We start from the raw sequence: 21,867 nt of genomic DNA, 5'->3' as shown, positions 1-21,867 counted from the left end.
GGTTACGCCCTCTCCCCGCGAATATCCACTGACGGGAACGGATAACGTTCACCACGCTCCACCCAATCCATAAAGTCGGCACGTGCGCCAGGGAAGCCAATCAGCTTCCAGCCCACCATGCCCTGATTTCCACCGTGGATCGGATCGCTGAAGTAACCCTCGCGGGTGTTCTGCAGCAGGAAGGAGAAGAAGGTTTTGCTATTGAGCTGCGGGAACTGTGCCTCACCGCTCTCAAACGTGGTCAGCAGTGCGTCCTGCTGTTCGCCGGTTAGCTCAGCGAACACTTTGCCGTGCTGCTTTTTGCTCCAGCCATCGGCATCGGCCAGACCCAGGCGATAAATCTGCTGCGGCACCAGCGGAGACTGATAACCCAGCTCTTTAGGCAGATCGGGATTGAACGGCCCCTGCATATACCAGTTGCTGCCGGTGGCGTACGGCGTGTTCATTTGACGATCGATAAACTCCGGCACACCGGCTTCCAGTGCGCCAGGACCGCGTTCATCATTGGGGATCAGGCGCGCCACTGCCGCAGTGATAAAGGCGAACTCTTCCGCCGTGAACCAGCTTGGCTGATAAGCGCGTGCTTGTTGAGGTGCGACGGGTTGCTCTGCTGCTCCTGCGGCCATCGGCACCACTAACGCGCCCATTGCCGAACCGCCAACGGCCATCGCTGGCGCCAGGGTGATGGTTCTCAGCAGAAAATCCCTGCGACTGTGACCATTTTTTTGTTCTGACATGACATTGCCTCATTACCACATGAATGCGGTATGAAAGTTAACTCGTTGCGTTGTATTGTTTTTTTAGTTGTGGCTTAAGGGATACAGCGTCACTGTTACCGGTAACAGTGCACATAGTGTAACACCACAACTGTTATTAATTTAGTTTCTCGAAACAAATGCGCACAAAATACTTAACAAGTCATGGTGTCGCTTTACATCGCAGCAGCGATGCTGTCATCGTCAGATACAACCCACAACAGACAAAGCACTGTCTGACGCGGTATAAAAGAGTACACATAACAGCGGAGTGCCTATGTTTAAGTCCTATTTTCCGCGGCCAGCGCTGTTTTTCAGCTCGGCCGCGATTTGGAGTTTGATTGCGATTTTTGCCTGGTTTGGCTTTTTCAATGATTTTCCAGCACGCTGGCCTGCGCTACAGGCCGCAATGCAGCAGCCATTGCCAACCAATGCCAGCCGCTTTATTCATGCGAGCCAACTATGGTTTTATGCCTATTACTGGATCGTCGCAGCGATTTTCGCCCTTGCATGGAAGGTGATCGATAACCATCCGTGGCAGCGCTGGTCAGTGTGGGGTGCAGCATTGATCATCTTTGTCACCTGGTTTGGTGTGCAGGTCGGCGTAGCGGTCAATGCCTGGTATGGTCCATTCTATGACTTGATTCAAAAAGCCTTAACCAAAGCCGGATCGGTGCAGATTGCTGAATTTTACCAGCAGGTTCTTGCCTTTTTAGGTATCGCATTGATTGCGGTGGTGATTGGCGTGATGAACTCATTCTTTATCAGCCACTGGGTGTTCCGCTGGCGCACCGCGATGAACAATTACTACATGCACAACTGGCAGCGCCTGCGCCATGTGGAAGGTGCCGCTCAGCGTGTGCAGGAAGACACCATGCGATTTGCCAGCACGTTGGAAGATTGGGGCGTGAGTTTTATTCAGGCGATCATGACGCTGGTAGCGTTCCTGCCGGTGTTGATCACCCTGTCACATCACGTGAAAGATATCCCGCTGTTGGGCAATATCCCGTATGCGTTGGTGATTGCGGCGGTGCTGTGGTCGGTGTTTGGTACCGGACTGCTGGCAATCGTCGGGATTAAGCTGCCAGGGCTGGAGTTCCGCAATCAACGTGTGGAAGCGGCCTATCGTAAAGAGCTGGTGTATGGCGAAGACAACGCCGATCGCGCGTCACCGCCGACGGTAAATGAGCTGTTTAGCCGCGTGCGCTTTAACTATTTCCGTCTCTATTTCCACTATCTCTATTTCAACATCACCCGCATTCTCTATCTGCAGGTCGATAACGTGTTTGGGCTGTTCCTGCTGTTTCCGTCGATTGTTGCCGGGACCATCACACTCGGTTTGCTCAACCAGATTACTAACGTGTTTGACCAGGTGCGCTCATCGTTCCAGTATCTGATCTCCTCCTGGTCAACACTGGTCGAACTGATGTCGATCTACAAACGTCTGCGCAGTTTCGAGCAGATTCTGTCGGATATCCCGCATCAAGAGATGATGCGCGAGTCGGCGGAGTAAGGTTGTTGTAGCGGCGTTATTTATTGCGCATCTGTCAGCGGTTATATCGCTTCAGGTGTGCGCGATAAATCGCGCCGCTACCCTTCTCATCAATCAGCTGCCATCAGCCTGCTAACACCGTAAACACCTTCTCAACCGCATACGCACCCGGATCTTTCACTCCATCCAGACTTTGTTGGTTCAGATAAGCCGAACGTCCCGCTTTGGCACTCTGCATTTTTGCCGTGGCATCCGCGCCTTGCTGAGCGGCTTTCGCCGCAGCGGCCAGTGACTCACCCGCCACTAACGCCTCCAGCGCCGGTTGCAGCGCATCCACTAACGTACGATGCCCCGGCTGCGCGCCACCGTAATGCTTCATGCGCTCCAGACCATGCATTAATGCCTGCGGCAGTGCGCTGCCCTCTTCCAGTTTTTGCCCGGCGCTGGTGAACAGAATCGACATCAGTACGCCGCTTGAACCGCCCATCACCGTCGCCAGTTGCTCACCGATCAGCGCCATTAAGGTCGGCAACTCATCCAGCGGCAACTGCTTGTCACGCAGGCCGCGTTGAATCTTCTTCGCACCCGCAGCAAAGGTTGAGCCGGTATCGCCGTCGCCGACTTTGGCATCCAGCGCATTGAGTTCGCTTTCCAGATCGATCAACGTCTGCGTCACGCGGTCGACATGTTTTGCCACTTCAGCGTTGTCGGACGGATCGAAATCCAGCACGCTGCCGACTTTTTCCGCGCTCTGTAAACTGATCGGTGCAAAATCATAGACCGGTACCCAGCCCAGCACCTGCACCGGCGCATTGAGTGCCTCAAGGAAGGGTTCCTCCAGCGCCAGCAATGACAGCGAGAAGCCTTTCATATCTAAAGCGCTGACCAGGGTTGCCGGACCGATAAGGTGGGTAACCCGCGCCGCCAGTGGCGATTGCAATACTTCGCGCGTCAACACCGCCAGCTCCAGCTGGGAGAAGCCGCCGAGGTTGTTGATCAACAGCAGCGCCTGTTTGCCGTCTGGCAGCGACTGCGCCAGCTTATCGGTCATAATACTGCTGATTTTTCGACTGTTTTGGGTATCCAGTGTCACCACGCCCGGTTCGCCGTGGATGCCCATGCCCAGCTCGCTGTGGCCCGCTTCGACACGTTCATCACGCTTTTCGCCTGGGATATGGCAGGTCGCAAATGCCAGCCCAATCGATGAGGTGGCGTCGATGGCACGCTGCGCCAGCGCTTTAACTTCATCCAGCGATTGCCCCTGCTCGGCGGCAAAACCGGCGATCTTATGCACCAGCACGGTTCCAGCGATGCCGCGCGGCTGAGGATTTTCGGGCAGTGCAATATCGTCCTGCACCATCACCAACTCGACGTTGTAGCCGAGATTTTTCGCTTTCTCCGCCGCCAGCCCGAAGTTCAACCGATCGCCGGTGTAGTTCTTCACAATCAGCAGGCAACCTGCATCGCCCGTGACATTGATGATGGCATTGAGCACCGCATCGACGCTCGGTGAGGCAAAGATATCGCCGCATACCGCCGCCGTGAGCATGCCTTTGCCGACAAAACCGGCGTGCGCCGGTTCATGGCCCGATCCGCCGCCGGAGATCAGCGCCACTTTGCTCTTATCCCAATCTGTGCGCACCACCACGCGGATCTCATCACCGAGATCGAGGCGGCTCAGGTTATGCCATGGCGTGCTCAGCAAAACCCCTTCGATGGCTTCGTTCACCAGATCGTTTTTCTCATGCATAAAAAACTGGCTCATTGCTTCCTCTCCATTGGTGTTGTCGAGGTAAAAGGTAGCGTATATCGCGGGGCGAGCGGGGAAGGAAAGTGCGGAAATGCAAAGGGCGGCACACGCCGCCCATGAGTTTCAGATAACTGCCGCTTACAGCGCGATGCGCAGGACGCTATCCGGGTTTTTTGGTGGCTCTTTACGGGTGCCTGGCTGCTTGATGCTGACAAACAGCACTTTACCGTCTGCTGACAGCGCCAGGCTGTTTGGCAGGCCCGGTGCTTTCACCGTGCGCTTCACTTTATAAGAGCTGGCGTCGATGATGCTGATCTCGCCGGCTTTACGGTGCGTCACATACAGCTCGTTGCGGTCGGCATTGAACAGCACCGCCAGCGATTCTGGCACATCAATCTTATGAATCACCTGCTGAGTGCGGGAATCCAGCACCAGCACCTGAGGCTGTTTAGAGTCGCTCAGGAAGATGCGATGGCCCTGGGTATCCAGCGCGATATTCAGGAAGAAGTGGTCTTTGTCGCCATCGATTTTCTGACGTTTTTCAATCGCGTTCAGGCGCGTATTGATGGTCACCAGTTCGCCATCGGCGTTGGTTACGTACAACTTCTGTGCCGCAGAATCGATGGCCAGGCCGGTGCCCATTTTACCGGTGTTCGGTACGGTGCTGACCAGCTTCAGGGTTTTGCCATCCACAACCCACACCACGCTCTGCTCACCGAGGCCGGTGACATACACACGATCGGTTGCCGCATCCGCTGCCACTTCACGCGGTTGCAGTGGACGGACGGTTTCGCTGCGCTTACGCGCATCCAGCACCAGCGTGTTCAGCACTTTACCGCTGCTGGCATCGACCGAGGTCAGCGCCGCATCACGGGTATTGCCGAAGAACAGCGTGTTGGTTTTCTGGTTGATAGCGGCGCCAAAGGTCGGCAGATCGGTATTGATGGTCTGCTTCACCGACAGATCCTGCGGATCGAGACGATAAACGGTGCCGCCTTTGGTGCTGGCGTTTTGCGCCGTGGCGAGGAACAGCGCGTTATCGCTGTTGCTGAACGCCAGTTCGTAAGCCCCTTTGGAAATCACCTGGTTCAGCGGCTGAGACTCCGCTGCCAGTACCGCAGCGGAAGATAACAGCGCCGTTGCCAGCAGCAATGGACGTAACGCCCATGTTGTTTTAATCGCTTTCATAACTTCTCCATAGCAAATCCACCGCCTCATGGCAGTGAAGTGAAAGCCCGACAATGCAACCAATTTCAGAATGACAGCCCGAGGCGAGCCGACGAAGGATGTTAGTTTTTGAGAATAGTAATCATTTAGGTAGGAAAGTAACAGAATTTTATGCAGTTACCAACGCCGCCAGGGCACCCTAAGGCACCCTGTCAGCACAGATCGTTAACGCAGACTTATTTGGTCAACTCGGCAGTCATGTGCACGCCGTTGTTGAAGTTGGCTTCAGTCACTTTATAGGAAGCACCAGCTTTATGCGCCTGAGCAGCGATTTGCGCTTCTGCACCATCCAGTGTTGAAGCACATGCGGTGACGCTTTGCGCGAAGCTGGCGAATGGCAGAGCAGAGAGAGCGATAACAGCAGCAAAAGTTTTGATAGATTTCATAGTCAATTCCTCAATGATTTTTTATCGGATAAGGCGTCATCGCCTTGTTGAGATAAATAATAGGCGTGAATTCGATCACAAAAAAGCAGAGAGATTTGCCGTAGTTATTCGATTAATTTGAATATAAAAAGCACATTTGGATTAACCTGTGTGCAAAGGGTTAAAAAACTGGGTTTTTAGAGTGGTGCAGGATTTATGTCTGAAACAGCTGCTTTTCAATCTGTCACCGTTCATGGCTTGAGGCAGGCATTTCAAAGAGATTGCTAACAATACGCACAAGTGTTCAGAAGCAGGCTGGGGCCGCTTTGGGACAGGCAATCCGCAGCGCCGAACAGAATGAGTCTGCCAGGATAGCCCGCAGGACGCGGGCGGAAGGCGGGGCGGCACAGGGATGTGCCATCCCCCGCCGTTCCGTCAGGCAGACGAATGACGTGAGGGCACCGCGTAGCGGCGCGTGGACGCCAGTCCCAAAGCGGCCCCAGCCTGCGTGATCACGCGTGACTAAACACCGGTGCCGCAGGTAAATTAACCGTGATGTCGAACGCGGGTGAAAATAGTGATAGCCGCCAGCAGCATCAGCACGCCGCTGGCGAGGAACACACCGCCCGCGCCGTTGAGATCAAACATCCAGCCACCGGCCGCAGCACCTGCGGTGATCGCCAACTGAATCGTCGCCACCAGCAAACCGCCGCCGGATTCCGCATCATCCGGCACCGCACGGGAGATCCACGTTGACCAGCCGGTCGGCATCGAACCGAATGCCAGGCCCCACACCGCCACGCCGGCACCGACCAGCCACGGCAGATTGCCAAAACTCACCAGTACCACCGCCGTCACACTCATTACCAGCGCCATGCCGGTCAGCGTCAGCGACACGCTGCGCGTCACCAGGTAACCCGCCAGTGAGGTGCCGAAGAAGTTCGCCACGCCAAACGCCAGCAGCACCAGCGACAGCTGATTGATATTGAGCTGCGCGCTGCTTTCCAGGAACGGACGCAGATAGGTAAAGAAGGCAAAGTGTCCGGTGAACATCATGATCACCGCCAGCATGCCCCAGCGCATCAGGCCGTTACGCAGCAGATCCAGCACGCCGCCGCTGCGCGCTTTATTCTCTGGCGGCATCGCAGGCAGTGTGAAGAACTGCCAGAACAACGCCAGCACGCCCAATGCACCGGTCAGCAGAAAGATATTACGCCAGCCAATAATGCCGCCGAGATAACTGCCCAACGGTGCGGCAATGATGGTCGCCAGCGAAATGCCGCTAAACACTATCGACAGCGCCTTCGGCACCTGATCGCTGGGCACCAGCCGCATGGTAATCGCAGTGGAAAGCGTCCAGAAACCGCCAATCGCCATGCCGAGCAGCACGCGCGCCAGCAGGATCATTGGCAGATTCTCTGCAAATGCCACCAGCAGCGCCGAGGCAATCAGCAGCAGCGTAAAGGCCAGCATCACGACGCGACGATCGAGACGACGCGTAAGGTTGCCGACCACCAGACTGGTGAGCAATGCCACCAGCGCAGTCACGGTCACCGTTTGGCCCGCTTGCCCTTCGCTCACCTGCAGCGAGTCGGCAATCGGTGTCAGCAAGCTCACCGGCAGAAATTCGGCAGTGATCAGGCCGAACACGCCAAACGCCATGGCAAACACCGCGCCCCATGCGGGTTTATCCACCGCTATACTTGTTTCGACTACTTCAGTATCCAGACTCATTTGCGATCCCCATCACAAAAATTCAGGTTGTAAGCATAGTGAGATGACGCAAGACGATCTATGATACAAAAACTTTGTTTTTTGATAATTCGTCTGGATTCGTATGAGCCGCTATGAAGATCTGACCAGTGAACTGCTGATGGGCATGCGCCTGTATGGCGTGAAATATCAGCGTATCGCCTTACATAACCCTTTTGGTTTGCAATACGATGACGCGCCGGGCAAAGCACAATTGCACTTTGTTGGCCGTGGATCGTTAATGATCCGCTCAGCGTCTGGCGTGATCTATCCGTTGCAGGCAGGCGATGCGATGCTGATCCCGCACGGCAAAGCGCACGCGTTGATCTCCAGCGAAGACGCCATTTGTGAACCGATTGGCACCTTCAACAGCAAACCGATCTGTGGCAGCGTCTGTGACATCGCTGACAGCAGCGAAGGTTGCCCGGACGACAGCGATGTCATTTTATTTAGCGCCTGCATGGCGTTTGAACTCGGCGGTATGCAGCCGCTGGTACACACCATGCCGGATGTCATGCTGGTGAGTACCTTGCTGGCGCAGTACCCGGAAATCCAGCCGATTCTCGATGCGATGGAGCGTGAAACCCGCGAGCGCAAAGCCGGTTTCGCCGGGATTCTGTCCCGACTGGCGGATGTGGTGGCGGCGCAGATTGTGCGCGGCTGGGTGGAAAACGGATGCGGCAAAGGCAGTGGATTAGTGCAGGCACTGCGCGATCCGCGTCTTAGCCTGGCGATGGCAGCCATGCATCGTGAGCCGGGCGAAAACTGGACGGTGGAGCGGCTGGCACGCGAATCGGGCAGTTCACGCTCAGTGTTTGCCGCCCGTTTTCAAACGGCTACCGGCATGACGCCGCTGCGCTACCTCACTGAACTGCGCATGCGGCTGGCGGTGGAACGTATCGTCAATGAGGGCGAAGCGGTGGAAAGCGTCGCCTTCCACCTCGGATACGGCTCGCTGGCGGCGTTTAGCCGGGCGTTTAAACGCATTGTCGGCTCACCACCCGGCGCATTAAGGGCAGCGCGCGAGACGCTTTAACGAAACACGCTGATCGCTTCGACCAGACGATTCGGCGCATTTCGCGCCGCGTGCAATATCCTTTAACGAAACACGCTGATCGCTTCCACCAGGCGATTCGCCTGACGCGTCATGCGCCCGGACGCTTCGGCGCTTTCCGCCACGCGAGCGGCATTCTGGTGCGTGATATCGTCGAGATCTTCCACTGCAGTACTCACTTCACTTAACGCGATGGACTGTTCCGCCGTGGCAGAACTGATCTGGGCAATCAATGCCGTGACATTTTGCACCTGGTCGACAATATCCTGCATGGTGCGCCCGGCCGCATCAGCGTGATTACTGCCCGACTGCACGCGACCCGCGCTGGTTTCCACCAACGTTTTGATTTCACTGGCGGCTTTGGCGCTACGCTGCGCCAGGCTGCGCACCTCGCCCGCGACCACCGCAAACCCTTTGCCCTGCTCACCGGCACGCGCCGCTTCCACCGCGGCGTTTAACGCCAGAATGTTGGTCTGGAAAGCGATGCCGTCAATCACGCTGGTAATATTGGCGATGCGTTTCGAGCTGTCGGCGATCTCCGCCATCATCCCCACCATCTCCTGCATCACTTCACCGCCTTTCAGCGCGGCGTGGCTGGTATTTTCTGACAGCTTGTTTACTTCATTAGCCGTATCGGTGTTGCTTTTCACCGTGGCGGTCATTTCATTCATGGTGGCGGCGGTCTGCTGCACGTTGGCCGCCGCCTGCTCAGTGCGACGGCTCAATTCGTCGTTGCTGCGCGCTATCGCACCGCTGGCACTGAGTACATTGATCGCCTGGCCGCTCACATCATCCACCAGCCAGCGGAACATCAGGCCGAGCTGTCCGATGGCACGCAGCGTGATCCCGATTTCATCCACACGATCTAACTGATCCACCTTATGACTGGCGCCAGTGGCGACGCTTAATGCCTGGCGGCAGATACGCTCCATTGGACGGGAAATCTGCTGCTCCAGCCATAGGCTCGCCAGCAGCAATAAACCTGCCATGCCTGCGGCAAAGCTGCCCAGTGCCATCGGTGCCATCCCCAGCAGCCAGACGCCGATAACAGACAGCGGCAGTACGGCCAGCAAAGTAGAGCGAATACGCCAGCGCAGCGGCATAATTTTTAACAGTGATCCGAGACGACGCCAGCCGGTCCCGACCAGCAGCCCTTTATGGAAACGGCGGCCTTTGGCCCGCCCTTCGCGGAAATCACGGTACAGCGCTTCGGTCTGACGGATCTCTTCGGCGGAAGGTTTGGTGCGTACCGACATGTAACCCTGCACCTTGCCTTCACGCACCACCGGAATCGCATTGGCTCGCACCCAATAGTGATCACCATTCTTACGACGATTTTTCACCAGCGCGGTCCAGGGTTCGCCCTGTTTCAGGGTGGCCCACATGTCGGCAAACGCTTCCGGCGGCATATCCGGGTGACGCACCATGTTATGCGGTTGCCCATTGACCTCCTCCGGCTCGAAACCGCTAACCTCAATAAAGGCGTCGTTGGCATAGGTTATGTGGCTGCTGAGATCGGTGGTCGACATCAGCGTGGCGTCATCATCAAAGATAAATTCACGCTGAGTGATAGGCTGGTTGTTCCGCATGTGTGTTGTCCTTGCAAAATGCAGGCTAAAGGAAAAAATCAATTACACTTTTTTACCTTTTCGGCAGCGCAGGGAGCGGTCTTTAGCGATGAGAATTAATTTTTATCCTGAATTAAAGCCACAGTGAACAATATCCCTGTTTTTTGTGGCAGAAATTCATCGATAAAATTTTATTTAGAGTATATGAAATCAAGGTTTTGCCGAGGCGCAAGATGAGAAAGGTGCACAGCAATATGCACCTGAACCAACCCGCAATTGATGGCGACCTGGCCAATTTCGCATCTGTTTAATGACGCCATTTATCTTGAGCTGGCCAAATCCCGCAGCCATTGAACGACGATATTCAAGGCGACGCTTGAAATGTCCTCATTTAAAACTGCCACCTCACGCCCACGTTATAGCGCCAACCTTTGGCACCGTTGCCGCTGATCTCTTTGCGGTAATCCGCCTCCGCATACAGTGAAACATCTTTCTGCAACGTGGCGGTGCCGCCCGCGCCCACTTCCCACATCTGGCCAAAATGGCCGCTGGTGAAGGTAGCGCTCAGCGCAGGATTTTCTACCGAAGAGATGTTGGTGTCGGCCGTACCGCCCCAACCTTTGTAATAGTTGGCGCGCAGGTAAGGAGTGTATTGGCGATTGCTGTCATCCGTCCAGGTGCGATCAAGACGTGCGCCCAAACGTCCAATAGTCTGGTTGTAATCGCCGTAACGCACCTTGTTGCCATCTTCATCGGTGAAGTCGTTCATATTCAGCTTCATGTACATTAACTGCGCCTGCGGTTCCAGTTTGTAGCCATCGCCGAGAGCAAACGGATAACCGCTCTCGAGTGAGGCCGTCCAGCCATGGCCCTTCAGCTTCGCTTCCTGTTTTTGCCGTGCGATATCGGTTTCACCACGATGCCAGTCGAACGACAGCACGCCATCCAGATAAAACCCGTTCTGACGCTGCCAGGTGCCGTAAAAGGCCAGGCTATCGCTATCGAAGGTGGTGCTGCTGTAACCGTCGGCGGCATCGGGACGGATGCGCGTGTTACCTCGGGTATAGGCTAAGCCACCGCGCAGGCTGTCTTTGTCACCGTCGAGGCGTAGCACGTTACCCCCCACCTGCACCGCGCTGTAATCCAGATCGAAGTCATAGCCGTAATCGCGGAAGCGCTGGTCACTTTTGTATTTCAGGTTGGAACCGATGTAGCGCAGGAACATTTCGCCGCCATCGCCTTCCGGTCGTGTCTGCTCATGACGCAACTCACCAAGACGCTTATGCAGATCGTCGATAATCGCCGAGGTGTAATACGCCAGGCCAACCGGTGCAGAGATATAGGACGGCACCTGCGGCACCACGGCGGGACGCGCATCGTAGCTTTGCCCGCTGCCGAACGCATCGGTAATAAAGGTCGATGGGCAGCTGGCGCCATCTTCACACACGTAATAATTCGCCAGCCGGTAATCCCAGTAATTGTTGCCACTGCCGCTGACTAAACGCTGGCTGGGATCGGTGCTGCCCGGCGCGAAGGTGTAAAGCCGATATTGCCAGGGCCCTGCGCCGAGATAGCCGTCTTTAAGTGCAAAACTCTCGGGACCAGCGTTACCCGCCACCTGTGCCAGCGAAATCCCCTCGTTGCCCTCAATGCCACCATTGCGATTAAGATCCGTTAACGCACCGGTGCTGCTGTCGGTCAGTTTTACGTTCACCAGCGTAGTGCCGGTAGCGTTGCCGGTGACGTTGAGGTGGTCTGTGAACTGATTGCTCAGCCCGCCACCTGCGTTAAGGTCAGTGATCAGATTAAGCTGCCCGCCGCTGGACGCCAGCGAACCAGCGATATTCAAGGTGTTGCCCGGCGAGCCCGCACCGTTGGTCAGATCGAGAATACCGGCGTTATTCACCGTGAGTGAGTCCGCGGTGCCACCCGCTAACGTCGGATGCACATTGTTGCCCGCATACAGCGTTGAATTCTCATCGATATTAATGGTGCTGTGCGCCAGTTTGAGGTTGTCAGTGAGCGTCCATTGGGTATCGGCAAAATTGATGGTGCTCCAACCGCTGCCGAGGTTTACCCCTTTATTGAGATCGTCAGCGCCCAGGCTGCCACCACGTGAATCGATCTGATTAAACGTCAGCGTGTTTCCGGTTCCGCTGCCGCTGGTGAGGTGGTAGGTGGTGCCGAGATCCACCTTACTGACCTCCGCATTATTGTTATTGTCATTGCCCATGGTCAGGCTGCCGTTAAGCGATCCGCCCGTCCAGCGGAACACATCGGCCCCGCCGCCGGGGTTGATATCGCCGCGCACCTCCCCTTCGGTCAGCAGGATTTCATCATTAGCATTGCTGCCTGCCACCGCCACGGTTTGTGGATTGACTGTGATGATGTTACCGAAGTTTTCGAAGAGGGTTTTACCGCCGCGCAAATCCACCACCGGCGCCGTCAGGCTGTTGGAGGTGAACGTCCCGGTGTTGACGATAGTGCCCGCCGTGCTGGAGATCAGGGCCGATCCGCCCGCCGGATTATCGATCGTGACATCTGCGGCGGTAGTGACATTGCCGGTGGTGTTGGCGCGGATGCCGCTGCCACCCGCGCCGGTGACATTAAATTGATAGCCGGAGCCCAGTGTTAAATCGCCGCTGGTGGTCGATCCATCCGCATTGACGATGTTCAGGCCCGTACCGCTGCCGGTCACATTGGTGGTCACCGTTGAGGCCGGATCAAACGGCACCGCAGTGCGGATCCCGTTGCCATTCGCCACGTTGAGCGTCAGGTTGCTCAGGCTAACATTGCTGAGTTCTGCCCGGTTTTCGATGCCATTACCGCTGCCCAGTACGTTGACCGTGGCGTCGCTGGCGCTAAGCGCGCTGGCACCGTTATCGACCAGGATGCCGTGCGCAGTGCCACGCGTGGTGATCACGGTATCGCTGCCGGTTAACGCCAGCTGTGCGCCGTCACTGATGCGCACGCCTGCCACACCGTTATCGACATTGATCACGCCGCCTTTGGCCAGCGTGCTGCCGCTGCCAGACACATCCAACCCGGTGCCGTTCGCCACATTGACCGTACCGTTATTGGTCAGCGTACTGCCCGCGCGTGAGCGAATACCGATATTGTTGCTGCCGGTAAGATCCACCGTACCGTTGTTGACCAGCGTGGCGCCGTTGGTGACATCAAAGCCGATGGCGTTGTTGCCTGCGCCGTTAAGATTGCCATTGCTGGTGACGGTGGTGGCCGCTGAGGTGCCATCCAGCGCGTTGCTGAGATCGGTGCGCAAATTATTGACCAGCACGCCGACTGCGTTGCTGCCACTGACATTAATGCTGCTGCCGCTGGCCAAAGTGGCATTCGCGCCGCCCTCGGCACGTACTGCGGTGCTGCCCTGACCGCTGGCGTTGAAGCTGGTATTGGCGCTGTTGAGGCTACTGCCGCTGCCCGAGACGATCACACCCGTGCTGTTAGCGCCGCTGGTGGTCAATGAGGTGGGATTGCTGAAGCTCAGTGCCGCGCCATCATCGATACGGTATCCGGTGGAATTGAGGGTATTCACGTCCAGCGCGTTGGCGGCCGAGTTGATACGTGAGCCGCTGCCCGCCGCATGATAAGCCATCTGATCGCTGCCATTAAAGATCGGCACAGATCCGGCGGCGATGTTCACCAATGCGCCGTTGATTGCCTCTGCTCCAATCGCGCCAGAGCCGTTGAGGTTCAGGGTGCCACCGTTGAGATTCGCAATCACCCGACTGCCGCTGGCGCTGACTCCCCGGCTGCGGTTGATGGTACTGCCGCCATTGACGTTGATGTTACCGCTATTATTCGCCGTGGTATTGGCCGTGCTGCCGCTGCTGTTCACCGCAATACCGGTGCCGCCATCGTTGATGCTGATGTTACCGCTGTTAGTACCGGTCGCACCGCTCTCCACGCGAATGCCAGTGGCGTTAGCGCCGCTGAAAGCAATGTTGCCAGTGTTATTGAGCTGTGCGCGATTGCGCGCCAGATAGCCAATCAATCCACTTTGCGATGAATTCAGTGCCGCAGCAGAACTTAACGTCGTGCTGGTCACCGGCGCACCGCTATTACTGCCTGCCAGCGTATGCTTTTGCCCATCGACAATCGCGCCAATCGCGTTGTTGCCGGTGAGGTTGATGGTCGTGTCATTGTCGATGGTGCCCGTTGCCCCGCCTTCGATATTCACCCCCGTGGCGCCTGCACCACTGACGTTGAGCGTGGCATTGCGGGTGTTCACTTCGGTACCGCCGGTGCCGCTGCCGTTCACCGCGACCGAACCGGCGCCCGATGCCGTGAGTGACAGATCGGTGCCGTCAAAATCCGCGCCCTGCTCAACGCGGAACAGTGTCGAGTTGGTGGTGGTGACATTGAAGGGATTGTTGCCTGCTATGTTAATCCGCGCATTGGGGCCATAGGCGAAGAAAGCGATTTGATTACTGCCGTTACTGAACGTCGGTATTGCGTTAGCCGCTACTTCCACCGTGGCATTGCCGCGTGCGTGCACGCCAATCGCGCCCGTGCCGCTCAGATTCACCGGGCCGTTGACGTCTGCACTGGCCTGTCCGGTGCCCTGGCCCTCCACCCACACGCCAAAGTTGCGTGTACCGCTGGCGGGATCGGCCCCCCCGGCAACGTTAATGGTCCCCGTTGAACTTGCAGAAGCGTTATTGCCACTGGTCGCCACGACTTTCACGCCCGTGCCATTGACGCCGTTAAGGTTAATGGTGCCACTGTTATCGATGGTGCCGCTGCTGTTGGTCACCGACATCCCGACGTTTTCACGCGGCACGGTCGCGGCAGCACCATTCACATCAATGGTGCCATTATTGACCATCGTGACCCCGCTGGCACCGGTCGCCGACATGCCCGCCGCGTTCTGCACCTTTGAGCCAATCACGATGTTGCCGTTGTTGGTGGCAGAACCGTTTGCCACCAGCGCGATCCCGCTGGTCAGGCCGCTCTGATTCATGGCGGTATCCGCCACGTTGTCGGTCAGGCTGTTTTGAGGACCACGACCAATATAAATCTGCCCATCGGCATTGTTGGTGAAGGTGGAGGTCGGCGATGTCAGCAGTACGCCCGATGCTGTACCGCGCGCGCTGGAGCCGTTCACGCCGACGTTGATATTGCCGCTGTTGCGGGATGTAGCGTCATCCTCCAACCGAATACCGGCTACGCCATACTGCGAGTTACTACCGATCGTCGCCAGATTGACGATGCCGTTGTTGTTAAACGCACTGCCGCTCTGCACCAGCACCCCATTGGCACCGTAGCCGGTGGAGCCAATACCCGTGCCATCCTGGCGATTGAGGAACCCACCGTTGATCACGCCAGTCGTGCTGGTACTGCCGTTGCTGTTGCCAGAAAGCACCAGTGCCGTGCCGTTATTGGCGAGGGTGCCGCGACTGGCGAGCTTGCCATCAATCACCGCCTGCGCGCCGTTGGAGGCTTTGATCGCCCCGCCTGTCGAACCCACGACTTCCAGTGTGTTGCCCGCCGCGAGATTGACGCGAGCGTCTGGGCCATCGGCATTGACCACGATGCGGTTACCAATCGGCTTTGTGACTTCATCTGGCGGTGTGGCACTCACGTCATACACGATATTGCCGTTGGTGACGGTGACCGCTTTGTTGAACTCGGTCAGATAGTTGGCTTTGTCCAGATTGCCCGCTTGCAGTTGGCTAATCAGCCAGTTGTTGTAGGTCTGCAGTTCGCTGGCATTGGTCACGGTGAAGGTGTTGGTGGCGCCATCCAGCGTCTGTACGCTCACGCTGCCATTGTAGGTGGCGAGGTTTTGCACCTGAAAGGTTTGCGTCGCGCCGGCACCATCCGGTGTGGCGGCGGTGCCAAAGAAGCTGATGCGGTTGTTGGAATTCCAGTTCAGGGTGCTGTCGCTGCCCACCTGAAACAGCGTGGTCTGCTTCGCCGCCATGCTCCAGCTGTTGGTGCTGGCGCTGCTGGCTGCATTCGCTTGCCCGATATTCACATCAAGCGTGCCACCGTTCGAGACATCCGCAACACGCGTATTGATGTATTGATCGCCGTTAACGTTAACCACGTCCGGCACGGCGGTATCGGAGGTGACTGGCGTTTGAGCCACCAGACTGGCGGAGTTATAGACCTGGAAGGTGGTATTCCCGCCAGTAGTAGGATCGGGCACGGTGATGGCGAAGTTCTGCGGGCCGGGATCGAGACGAGTTTGATTGAGAAACTGCGCGCCCGATGTGATGTTGACCTGCCCCAGGCTGGAGTTCACTGATCCATCCGTTCCCGGCGCGAAATCAGGATTGCCCGTTAGCGTTTCATTGCTGCCGTTGACGTTAATACTCTGCTCGCCAAAGAGGTTGTCATTAACCTGCGGTGAATAACTTCCCAACGTAATGGCTTGCGCACTTATTGCCGGATAGAACAGCGCCTGCGCAGCTAATATTCCGAACGCAATCGGATTTAATGTGAACTTCATACTTCCTCCAGTGGGCGTGCAGCGTCCACGCTGTTATTGCAACAGCGTTAAATTCATCGCGAGGGATTCAACGGCAGGAATAACACCAACCCCGATGAGCAATTAATTTCTGAGAGCCACTGTGTGAAGAAAGTCTGGTGCAGCGAATAAGCGGTTAAAACTGTTTTTATAGATTAATTGGCTTTAGGTATAGACTTTTCTGCCATCGGACGCAAAAGGTAAATAAAGATAACCCGTTGTCATAATGGCGAAATATTTGTGAGGCGGGATAAATTATTGGCAATAATTGAGTCCAGAAGTTTCCAATAATTAGCCCGCTATCTTACTAATAGTTTCTTTATTTTTCCTTAGCAGTTTACTTACGAATGGCACGGCATATTCGGCGATATCAGCGCCAGGCTAAACGATAAGGCGAATTGCAAAAAACGTGACATAAATCACATTTAAATTCATTAAATCTTCAAGGTTTTGCCGGCGTATCCCCCATAGCGGCACGCCATCGCAGGCTTCATTCCAGCTTCACCGTAGCGGCATGATGTCGTGTGCTGCTACGGTGAATAGCAATGGCATTAGCTGAGATCGACGCCTTTGGTTCCGCCCCACCAGGTAAAGGCAAATCCACCGACCCACGCCACGATTAATCCGGCGAGATACACCGCCATACCGGCAAAGATCCCCTGTGAAGAGGTCATCAGCGGCAACGTAACCAATCCGGAAGGCCCAAATACCGTATTCATCCCCACCGGCAGACCGAGCCAGGCTACCAGACCAATGAAGAATCCACCTAGCGCACCGCCACAACAGGCAGTAATAAATGGCTTCAGGCGTGGCAGCGTAACGCCATAAATCAACGGTTCGCCCACGCCCAACAGGCCCGGTACTATCGCGCCCTTGATTTGCGTACGCAGTAGCGAGTGCTTATCGGCCTTGCACCACAGCGCGAGAGAAGCCCCAACCTGACCCGCACCCGCCATCGCCAGAATCGGGAATAATGAGTTAAAGCCCTGGGTTTCCATCAGCGCAAAATAGACCGGAATGAAACCCTGATGAATCCCGAACATCACTGCAATTAAAAATAGACCGGCCAAAATAGCGCAGCCAAAGGGATTGTTATTGAGATGAATAAATAACCATGACATGCCTTTAAATAACTCACCGCCAATCGGCATAATCACCATAAAGGTGATGGCGCCGGTAATTAATAACGTGAGTAACGATGTCAAAATCATGTCGAGATTATCGGGGATAATTTTACGCAGTTGTTTCTCAATCCACGCACCGAATATCGCCGCCAATAATACGCCGATAATATTGCCGCGCGGGTCAATCGCCATGCCAAAGAAATCTGACATTCCGCTGTAATAACCCACGGTGGCTTTTGGCATATAACCGAGCACAAACAGTGAAGCGATAATGGCACCGTTCACGCCAGTGCCACCAAAGGCTTTCTGCGCGTTATAACCAATGAGGATGCTCAGGAAGGTGAACAGCCCCTTGCCGAACACTTTCATGTAGGCCACGGTATCCAGCAGCCACTGCGCATGTTCACCGGGCTGGTTGAGGTGGAAAATCTGCTCAATCAGCGTGGCAAATCCCAACAGCAAACCGGCACCAATAAAGCCGGGAATCAATGGCGTGAAGATGGTGGCGAAGCAGGAGAGAAAACGGTGCAGCGCGCTGGTTTGCTTCGCTTTCATCTGCTGCTTTTGGGCGGCAGCAATAGTGCTGAGATCCTGCGGTTTTTCCGTTTCATCGCTATCCAGTAATCCCTGCATTTTCTCAGCGGCGGTTTGCGCTTTGCCGGGCCCCAGTACGATTTGCAACTGCGCATCACTGTCGATCACACCCAATACGCCGGGCAGCGTTTTCAGTTGGGCATGATCGACTAATGTGGCATCCGCGAGCGTCAGGCGCAGACGCGTCATGCAGTTGCCGCACTGCACAATGTTATGTGCGCCTCCCACCGCTTGCAGGATATCGCGCAGTAATCCTTCGGTAATGGCAGCCATTATTGCGCTCCTGCGTCACGCAACGCGTTACGGATAAAGCCGCTGTTTTGCTTCAGCAGCGCCTGGGCCTCGCTGGCATCCAATCCTGCCAGCACCATCACAATCGCCGTTTTGCAGTGACCGTGACACGCGTTCAGCGCCTGCTGCGCGGTGGCATCGTCGCAGTCAGTGGCCTGTTTGACGATGTTGATTTGGCGCTGCACCAGCTTTTGGTTAGTGGCTTCCACATCCACCATCAGGTTGCCGTACACTTTGCCACTGCGGATCATCGCGCCGGTGGTCAGCATATTGAGCACCAGCTTTTGTGCCGTACCGGCTTTCATACGCGAAGAACCGGTGACCACTTCTGGCCCCACTACCGGGGTGAGTGCCACATCCGCAGCCTGTGACATCGGGCTGTTAGGATTGCAGGTTAACGCCGCGCTAAATGCACCCTGCTGTTTTGCATAGGCTAACGCGCCCAATACATAGGGTGTACGGCCACTGGCGGCAATCCCCACCAGTACATCATTAGCGTTGAATTCGATGTCCTTTAAATCCTGTGCGCCCTGTTCTACGTTATCTTCCGCGTTCTCCACCGCCTGCAAAATCGCGGTGTGGCCGCCAGCAATTAAACCGACGACCTGCGAGCGCGGCGTGCCAAAAGTCGGTGGGCACTCGCTGGCATCGAGAATACCGAGGCGGCCCGACGTGCCCGCTCCGCAATAAATGAGGCGCCCGCCTTTACTGAAGGCTGCAGTAATCGCATCCACCACCTGCGCAATCTGCGGCACAATCGCTTCCACTGCCAATGCCACTTTTTTGTCTTCATCATTAATGACGCGCAGCATCGCTTCGGTGGGTAGCTCGTCAATGTTTTGGCTCGCTGGGTTACGCCCTTCGGTGATCATCTGGCTCAGGTCGATCTGCATCACGCACTCCTGTGAAAGAATAATTTATTCGGAAAACTATATACTATTTTGAATTGTTAATTCCTGCTCGGTTGTCATGTTTTTTGTACTTTTTGCAGAGGCTGGCATAAAAAAACCCGCCGGATGGCGGGTAGATGTTTAGCTATGTTGATTACGCGTTCGCTAATTCTCTGCGCGCTAACTCCGCCAGAAAACCGCTGCGCGAACCATATTCGCGGTGGGATTCGACATAACTGTCAATTTTGCTGAGTAAATTTTGTGGCAAAGTGATATTGAGCTTTACCGCTTTACCTTCATAGCGACTCAGATCGATCTCCACAAATGCCCAGTAACCTCCCTGACAGGCTTCATCATGAATGTGAGTCTCAATGTCTGCCGCTTTAGGGATGGCTTTGCTGGCATCCGCTAAAGATTCTACGTGTACATCAATCGCGTTAAATGCATCGCGCAGCGCATCATCTACGCTTTTGCCTGCAAAAAAACATCCCTCCACATCTGGCACAAAACCTGACCAGCTGTTGTCCTCTGTCTTATGCAGATAAACGGGGAATCTCATGTTCAGTCCTCACTAAAAAGAAATATTCAGTTAGGAATTCATTGCAATGTCTGCTGCAACTGCCATTGCTAATTTTTTCCAAATCGGGGGCATTGCCCCCGTATACATTTAGTCCATTAACTTCATTAACTTACGTAATGTTCCAGTTGCCAGGTCTTTTTCAGGATGAGGAAGTGAGATGTGATACGGCTTATCTGCTCTCACAAACACATGGTGGCTGCCTTTTACTCGGTCTAAAACCCAACCGCGCTCCAGCAACATCCTGATCAGCTCCCTGCTGCTCAATCAAACCTCCGGTTATCTTAGCGCTAAGAATATACCCACCATAACCACAAAACAAATTATTAGTGGTTATGGTGGGTATGAAATTAATCACAATTCCGGCGGCCAAACACCCAGGACACGTCTTGAATTGATATAAAAAAACCCGCCGGATGGCGGGTTTCGTTAACTACGCATCAAGGTGCATTACGCAGCTGAAGTCGTCATTTCGTTAAGGCTGATGGCCTTAACTGGCTTTCTGTGTGCGCAGTTCCAGCTCGTAGGCTTCGGCCTGCCTGGTGTCGAACTGGTTTTCCCAGCGTGCAATCACCAGCACCGCCAGCGCATTACCGATCACATTCAGCGCAGTACGCGCCATGTCCATGATGCGGTCCACACCGGCGATAAACGCCAGGCCTTCCAGTGGAATACCCACGCTGCCCAGCGTCGCCAGCAGCACCACGAAGGAGACGCCCGGCACGCCAGCAATCCCTTTCGAGGTCACCATCAGCGTCAGCACCAGAATGATTTCATCGGTCAGCGACAGGTCGATACCGTACAGCTGCGCGATAAAGATCGCCGCGATGCTCTGATACAGCGTTGAACCATCGAGGTTAAATGAGTAACCGGTCGGCACCACGAAGCTGGTGATGGCTTTCGGCGCGCCGTAGGCTTCCATCTTCTGCATGATGCGTGGCAGCACGGTTTCTGAACTGGAAGTAGAATAGGCCAGAATCAGCTCATCTTTCAGGATGCGCATCAGCGTGGTAATACGCAGTTTGCACATGCGCGCGACCGTTCCCAGCACCACGAAGGCAAAGAACAGAATCGCCACGTACACCAGCAACACCAGCTTGGCCAGCGGATAGAGCGAGGCAAAACCAAAGTTAGCGATAGTGACCGCAATCAGCGCAAACACACCGACTGGCGCATAGCGCATGATCATGTGCGTCACTTTAAACATGGTTTCAGACACTGAACGGAACACGGTCACCAGCGGATCACGATGTTCTGAAGGCAGCGCTGACAAGCCCATACCAAACAGCACCGAGAAGAAGATAATCGGCAGCATGTCGCCCTTCACCAGCGAGGCGAAAATGTTCTGCGGGATCAGCGACAGAATGGTGGTCACCAGGCCGTGGGGCGCCCCCTGTACCGCTTCCGTTGTGGCTTCGTATTTAGAGATGTCCACCGTTACCAGCGTAGACATATCAATGCCGCTACCTGGCTGGAATACGTTGGCCAGCGTAATGCCGACCACAATGGCAATGGTGGTGATCACTTCAAAATAGACGATGGTTTTGACACCAATACGCCCCAGTTTTTTCGCATCGCCAACGCCAGCAATGCCGACAATCAGGGAGGAAATCACAATCGGCACCACAATCATCTTGATCAGATGAATGAAAATGTCGCCTGCTGGGGTGAGAATGTTAGTGATTAACCATTCACGATCGTCTGGCTGATTATGCAGCACGGTTCCGACGATAACGCCGAGAATCAAGGCAATCAAAATTTGCCAGGCAAGGGTGAGCTTAAAACCTTTCATAACGCGTTACTTTCCTCAGTAAAAACCCCTTTGCTCCTCTGCGAAGCTGCAGAAGACATGACGCACAGGGAAGTGAGCAAAAGCCCGATAAAATAGAGGGTTATAGTGGACTGCATCAGACACTGCTGCGTAAGCATTTTGCG

Annotated in this window: 14 protein-coding genes; 2 read left to right on the top strand and 12 right to left on the bottom strand. The window is 55.4% G+C overall.

Annotation, left to right across the window (positions count from 1 at the left end):
* Window positions 1–2: 2 nt before the first annotated feature.
* Window positions 3–737 (bottom strand): gluconate 2-dehydrogenase subunit 3 family protein, encoded by a 735-nt coding sequence (locus CRO33_RS17215; RefSeq protein WP_058962216.1) that lies wholly within the window; start codon window positions 735–737, stop codon window positions 3–5.
* Between the two features lie 295 nt (window positions 738–1,032).
* Between CRO33_RS17215 and sbmA the strand changes: the two genes are divergently transcribed.
* Window positions 1,033–2,268 (top strand): peptide antibiotic transporter SbmA, encoded by a 1,236-nt coding sequence (gene sbmA, locus CRO33_RS17210; protein ID WP_034826847.1) that lies wholly within the window; start codon window positions 1,033–1,035, stop codon window positions 2,266–2,268.
* A 103-nt stretch (window positions 2,269–2,371) separates the two neighbouring features.
* Here sbmA and CRO33_RS17205 read toward each other — a convergent pair whose 3' ends face one another.
* The 4 genes from CRO33_RS17205 to CRO33_RS17185 form a co-directional block, all read right to left on the bottom strand.
* On the bottom strand, window positions 2,372–4,012 hold the full coding sequence (locus tag CRO33_RS17205; RefSeq protein WP_097118974.1) for a dihydroxyacetone kinase subunit DhaK: 1,641 nt from the start codon (window positions 4,010–4,012) through the stop codon (window positions 2,372–2,374).
* Between the two features lie 123 nt (window positions 4,013–4,135).
* Window positions 4,136–5,185 (bottom strand): 7-bladed beta-propeller protein YncE, encoded by a 1,050-nt coding sequence (yncE, locus tag CRO33_RS17200; RefSeq protein ID WP_097118973.1) that lies wholly within the window; start codon window positions 5,183–5,185, stop codon window positions 4,136–4,138.
* Between the two features lie 215 nt (window positions 5,186–5,400).
* Window positions 5,401–5,610 carry a DUF1471 domain-containing protein gene (locus tag CRO33_RS17195; protein WP_097118972.1) on the bottom strand — a complete coding sequence of 70 codons (210 nt, stop codon included), beginning with the start codon at window positions 5,608–5,610 and terminating at the stop codon, window positions 5,401–5,403.
* Between the two features lie 525 nt (window positions 5,611–6,135).
* On the bottom strand, window positions 6,136–7,323 hold the full coding sequence (locus tag CRO33_RS17185) for an MFS transporter (RefSeq protein ID WP_097118971.1): 1,188 nt from the start codon (window positions 7,321–7,323) through the stop codon (window positions 6,136–6,138).
* Between the two features lie 103 nt (window positions 7,324–7,426).
* On the opposite strand from CRO33_RS17185, the gene CRO33_RS17180 reads away from it, so the two are divergent.
* Window positions 7,427–8,377: an AraC family transcriptional regulator gene (locus CRO33_RS17180; RefSeq protein WP_097118970.1), complete on the top strand. Its 951-nt coding sequence runs from the start codon at window positions 7,427–7,429 to the stop codon at window positions 8,375–8,377.
* 62 nt (window positions 8,378–8,439) lie between these two features.
* Here the strand turns inward: CRO33_RS17180 and CRO33_RS17175 are convergent, their stop codons facing one another.
* The 7 genes from CRO33_RS17175 to gltP form a co-directional block, all read right to left on the bottom strand.
* Window positions 8,440–9,984, bottom strand: a complete 1,545-nt coding sequence (locus tag CRO33_RS17175; protein ID WP_097118969.1) for a methyl-accepting chemotaxis protein — start codon at window positions 9,982–9,984, stop codon at window positions 8,440–8,442.
* Between the two features lie 370 nt (window positions 9,985–10,354).
* Window positions 10,355–16,438, bottom strand: coding sequence for an autotransporter outer membrane beta-barrel domain-containing protein (locus CRO33_RS17170; protein WP_097118968.1), 6,084 nt, complete (start codon window positions 16,436–16,438; stop codon window positions 10,355–10,357).
* 569 nt (window positions 16,439–17,007) lie between these two features.
* Window positions 17,008–18,447 (bottom strand): PTS N-acetylmuramic acid transporter subunit IIBC, encoded by a 1,440-nt coding sequence (murP, locus tag CRO33_RS17165; RefSeq protein ID WP_034826865.1) that lies wholly within the window; start codon window positions 18,445–18,447, stop codon window positions 17,008–17,010.
* On the bottom strand, window positions 18,447–19,358 hold the full coding sequence (murQ, locus tag CRO33_RS17160; RefSeq protein ID WP_097118967.1) for an N-acetylmuramic acid 6-phosphate etherase: 912 nt from the start codon (window positions 19,356–19,358) through the stop codon (window positions 18,447–18,449). The genes murP and murQ overlap by 1 nt, the downstream gene beginning before the upstream one ends.
* Window positions 19,359–19,509: 151 nt before the next feature.
* Complete coding sequence (locus CRO33_RS17155) at window positions 19,510–19,914, bottom strand: type II toxin-antitoxin system HicB family antitoxin (RefSeq protein ID WP_166933893.1); 405 nt, start codon at window positions 19,912–19,914, stop codon at window positions 19,510–19,512.
* Window positions 19,915–20,022: 108 nt separating this feature from the next.
* Complete coding sequence (locus CRO33_RS17150) at window positions 20,023–20,199, bottom strand: type II toxin-antitoxin system HicA family toxin (protein WP_097118966.1); 177 nt, start codon at window positions 20,197–20,199, stop codon at window positions 20,023–20,025.
* Between the two features lie 223 nt (window positions 20,200–20,422).
* Complete coding sequence (gltP, locus tag CRO33_RS17145) at window positions 20,423–21,724, bottom strand: glutamate/aspartate:proton symporter GltP (protein WP_058960091.1); 1,302 nt, start codon at window positions 21,722–21,724, stop codon at window positions 20,423–20,425.
* Window positions 21,725–21,867: the final 143 nt, after the last annotated feature.

The sequence above is a fragment of the Pantoea sp. GL120224-02 genome, assembly GCF_900215395.1.
In the GTDB taxonomy this organism is placed as follows: Bacteria; Pseudomonadota; Gammaproteobacteria; order Enterobacterales; family Enterobacteriaceae; genus Pantoea; species Pantoea communis.
Note: the sequence above shows the minus strand (reverse complement) of the source record. Positions and strands in the feature narration are given on the sequence as shown.